2 protein-coding genes and 1 pseudogene are annotated in these 2,225 nt (G+C 70.5%); all 3 read right to left on the bottom strand.

What is annotated here, in order from left to right; genetic code table 11:
* Positions 1 to 1,364: pseudogene (locus FFK22_RS44690) on the bottom strand (IS66 family transposase); the annotation flags it as partial.
* 58 nt (positions 1,365 to 1,422) lie between these two features.
* Positions 1,423 to 1,770: an IS66 family insertion sequence element accessory protein TnpB gene (gene tnpB, locus FFK22_RS41515; protein ID WP_138893456.1), complete on the bottom strand. Its 348-nt coding sequence runs from the start codon at positions 1,768 to 1,770 to the stop codon at positions 1,423 to 1,425.
* Positions 1,767 to 2,123, bottom strand: a complete 357-nt coding sequence (locus FFK22_RS41510; RefSeq protein WP_143956983.1) for a transposase — start codon at positions 2,121 to 2,123, stop codon at positions 1,767 to 1,769. Before FFK22_RS41510 ends, tnpB begins: the two co-directional genes overlap by 4 nt.
* Positions 2,124 to 2,225 lie beyond the last annotated feature (102 nt).

The raw sequence follows: 2,225 nt of genomic DNA, 5'->3' as shown, positions 1-2,225 counted from the left end.
GTCGATCGCACGGGCGAGATCGTTGCCGCGGGAGAGCTTGGCGCGCTGCTCACGCATCCAGCCCTCCAACTCGGCCACCAGCGGCGCACTCACTTCCTGCCGGACGGCGCGGCGCCGCTCGGCGCTCTGGCCGTTGATCGAGCGCTCGATCTCGAACAGGGCATCGATGCGCCGGACCGCCTCCAGCGCCAGCGGCGAGATCACGCCCGGCGTCCGGCCCTGGGCCGCGCGGCGGGCGTTCTCCGCCAGATCCGCCATGGCGAAGAAGGGCCGGCGGGCATGGACCCAGCATGCCGCTTCCAGGATCGGGCCTGGCTTGCGGTCGGGCTCGTACAGCTTGGTGTAGCCGCCGAAGGCGTCGGCCTGGAACAGCCCGGCATAGCCGGCCAGGTGGGCCTGGGGATGCTCACCGGTCCGGTCACGCGAATAGTAGAACATCGCCGCCGGCGGGTCCTGTCCGCCGAACGGCCGGTCGTCGCGCACATAGACCCAGCACCGCCCGATATCGGTCCTGCCCTTGGCCAGGACCGGCACGGTCGTGTCATCGCCATGCAGGCGCTCGGCCGCGAAGACATGCGCCTCGATCCGCCGGATCAGCGGCGCCAGCACCGCGCAGCAGGCGCCCACCTGGTCGGCCAGGGTCGACAGGCTGAGCGGCACGCCCTCCCGGGCGTAGCGCTCGGCCTGGCGGTTGAGCGGCTGGTGCTGCCCGAACTTCTCGAACAGGATCATCGCCAGCAGGCTGGGGCCGGCCCAGCCCCGGGCGATCACATGGAACGGTGCCGGAGCCTGGCTGATCCGCTCGCAGTCCCGGCAGAGCCTGCCCCCGCGAAAGCGGGGGTGAACTTCTCGCGGACGTGCTGGATCACCTTCCACTGCCGCGGCACCACCTCCAGCGTCTCGGTGACATCCTCGCCCAGCTTGCGCAGCCGGTCGCTGCCGCAGCAGAAGCAGGCGATCGGGCCTGGCTCGACCACACGCTCCCGCGGCAGATGCTCGGGGAACGGCCTGCGCGCCGGCCGCTTGCGGGTGAAAGCCGCCACGGCCGTGGTCCTGGCGACGGCGGCCTCGGCGGCGACCTCGTCCTCGGTGGCCGTGCCCTCGAGCTCCTCGAAGCTCAGCTCCATCTGGTCGAGCAGCCGCGCCGCCCGTTCCGATCGCTGGCCGTAGAGCTGGCGCTTCAGCTTCTCGATCTGCAGTTGCTGGTGCGCGATCAGGGCCTGGTCGTCGGAGGCCTTGGCCCGGGCCACCGCCAGCTCCGCCTCGATCCGGGCCGTGTCCTCGAGCCGCTGCCGCCGCTCGGCGGCCAACGCCGCCTTCAGCGCGTCGACATCATCCGGCAGGGCCTCAGGAGTGGCGTCCATGCCAGGATGGAATCAGAAATCCGCGCCGCTGGCTCGCCCAAAATGTGGGCCCCGATCCCTATCCTGCGCGCTCCGGCCGGAAGGTGTGGCGCGGGTTCCGCCAGTCGATTCCGTCGAGCATATAGGCCAGCTGCGATGCTGAGATACCAACCACGCCGTCGGCCGGCGACGGCCAGATGAAGCGGCCCTTCTCCAGCCGCTTGGCGTAGAGCGACATGCCCAGCCCGTCATGCCAGAGAATCTTGATCAGGTCGCCTCTGGCGCCCCGAAAGACGTACAGGTCACCAGCATGCGGATCCCGGCCCAGCGCCTCCTGCACCTGCAGCGCCAGCCCGTTCATGCCGCGCCGCATATCGGTCCGGCCGACCGCCAGCCATACCCTGACGCCGCTCGGGACCAGGATCATCGCCGCTCCAGCACGTCGAGCACCAGCCGCAGCGTCGCGGCCTTGACCCCGCTGCCGACCCGAACGCGATAGCCGCCAAACTCGATCTCGATCAGACCGTCGGCCCGCGCCGGCGCGGGCTCGGCCGGCGGATCCGGCGTCACCGCCACCGGCATCAGGCGCAGCTCCGTCGGCTCGGCCGCCTCAGCGGTATAGCGCTTCCGCCAGGCGAACACCTGGTTCGCGTTCACGTCGTACCGCCGTGCCACCAGCGACACCGACGAGCCTGACTCCAGCGACGCCGCCACGATCTCCCGCTTCAGAGCCTCCGGCCAAGACCGGTGCCGACGCCCCTCCCGCAAACTTGTATCCATAACCGCACTCGTGGACACTTCCCATCACCGCCGCTGTCAACCAACGCCCCAGCCTCGGTCAACGCGGCAAACGCGGAAAGGCGGCCTCCGGCGGAAGGTTAC

The organism is Mycobacterium sp. KBS0706, assembly GCF_005938675.2.
In the GTDB taxonomy this organism is placed as follows: Bacteria; Pseudomonadota; Alphaproteobacteria; order DSM-16000; family Inquilinaceae; genus Inquilinus.
This window is presented reverse-complemented; position numbering and strand designations above follow the sequence as displayed.